This is a genomic window from Bradyrhizobium altum, from assembly GCF_020889705.1.
Taxonomy (GTDB): Bacteria; Pseudomonadota; Alphaproteobacteria; order Rhizobiales; family Xanthobacteraceae; genus Bradyrhizobium; species Bradyrhizobium altum.
Genome location: NZ_JACMYP010000511.1, coordinates 1 through 2,080 on the forward strand (window position 1 = coordinate 1; position 2,080 = coordinate 2,080).

Annotated in this window: 1 pseudogene; it reads left to right on the forward strand. The window is 67.8% G+C overall.

The features are described 5' to 3' along the window. Window positions 1-2,080: pseudogene (locus H8B02_RS46975) on the forward strand (apolipoprotein A-IV repeat region-like domain-containing protein); the annotation flags it as partial.

The following is a 2,080-nucleotide window of genomic DNA, read 5'->3' on the forward strand; positions in this document are numbered from 1 at the left end:
AGCACGCTGGCCGGCGCATCCACCGAGGCCACCGATCTGGTCCGCACGCTGGCGGCCGACATGGAGCGATCGCTCTCGATGGCCGGCTCCGCCACCGCGGAATCGATCACATCAGGCGCGCGTGAAGCCCAGAGCATGCTGGTCAATGCATCGACCGAGTCTGCGACAAAGGTGACGGCGCTTGCCGCCGATATCCAGCGCGCGCTGTCGATGGCCGGTTCCGGCACCGTCGAGGTGCTGACGGCCGGCGCTCGCGAGGCACAGAACACCCTCGTCACCGCGTCGACCGAAGCGGCCAACCACGTCAAGTCGCTGGCAGCCGATGTCGAGCGCACCCTGACGTCGGTCGGCACCAACACCGCCCAGACGATCCTCGGCAGCGCCCGCGATGCCCAGAACTCGTTCGTGGCAACGTCCAACGAGGCCGCAACCCAGATCCGCGCCATCTCGGTCGAGATCGAGCACTCGCTGACCACGACCAGCGCGGAGACTGCACAGACCATCCTGGGCAGCGCCCGCGAGGCCCAGAGCTCGTTTGCGGCGACCTCCGCCGATGCCGCCGCCCAGATCCGCACGCTCTCGACCGATATCGAGCGCGCGCTGGGTTCGGTCACGGCCAAGACCACCGACAACATCCAGACCTCTGCGCAGAACGCACAGGCCGCGCTGATCAACATGTCCAACGAGGTCTCGACCAAGGTCAAGACGACCTCCGCCGACATCGAACGTTCGGTGCTGTCCGCTTCCAGCGCATTCGGCTCGGCGATGACCGGCAAGACCGACGAGATCGTCACCTATGTGCAGCAGCAGACCGAGCGGCTGTCGCAGATGGTCGACGGCCGCCGCGGCTCGCTGGTTGAGGCGCTGACCGCCAAGACCACGCAGCTGTCGAACGACATGGATCGCGCCACCGCGGACGCGCTGAAGGCAATCGAAACCCGCGGCCTCGCCTTCTCGCAGTCGATGGCGGCGCACGGCGGCGATGTCGCGCGCAACATCACCTCGGCCGGCGATCAGGCGACCGGTGCGGTGGCGAAGTCGCTCAAGGAGCTCGAGCAGGCCTCGCGCGCGGCGATCGACCAGTCGCGCCAGGTCTCGATCTCGGCCGTCACGGAAATGCAGGAGACCAGCAAGATCCTGCGCACCGATACGGTGGCGCTGTTCGAGCGGCTGCGCGAGGGCAACATCCTGCTGCAGGAAGTGTTGACCGGCGCCCACGACAACCTCAACTCGCTGGAGCGCGCGCTGGTGACCCGCGTGGCCGACTTCGTGTCCGCCATGAACGACGTCACCTCGCGCAACGGCGTGGCGACCCAGACGCTGGAAGACCAGCTCACGGTGTTCAACAGCAAGACCGGCAAGGCGCTGGAAGATCTCGGCGCGCTGTCGAGCCAGTTCGAGACCCATGGCAAGGCGCTGATCGAGGCGGCTGCCGTGGTCGAGCAGGCCAACCGCTCGACGACGGCCTCCGTCAGCGAGCGCAAGTCGGCGCTGGAATCGCTGGTCACGACCATCGACCTGCGCACCACCGATCTCGACCAGCGGCTGTCGCGCTTCACCGGGCTGCTCGATGAATCGCTCGGCGCGGCCGAGGAACGCGCCCGCGACATCGCGCGCGTGGTGGCGGAGACCGCAGGCGCCGGTTCGGCTGCGATCAGCAGGCAGTTCGAGGCGGTGCGCCAAGCGGCCGAGAACGAGCGCCAGCAGACCGTCGACGCGATGAGCGACCTCTACCAGCAGAGCAACGCCGAGACCGATGCGATGTTCAAGGAATCGACGGAGAAGTTCTCCGCGATGGTCACGGCGATGAAGCAGATGGCAAGCGAGATGCACAGCGAGCTCGAGGCCACGCGCAACGAGCTGCGCCGCGGCGTGCTGGAAATGCCGCAGGAGGCCGCCGAAAACACCGCGCAGATGCGCAAGGTGATCGTCGACCAGATCGAGGCCCTGGCCGAGCTGAACCGCATCGTCGCCCATCACGGCCGCGGGCTCGACGTGGTCTCGTCCAACCGCGCCAGCGTCCGCCACGAGGAGCCGGTGATGGCTGCCGTCGGCGGCCGCGGCGACGTGCGCATGCGCG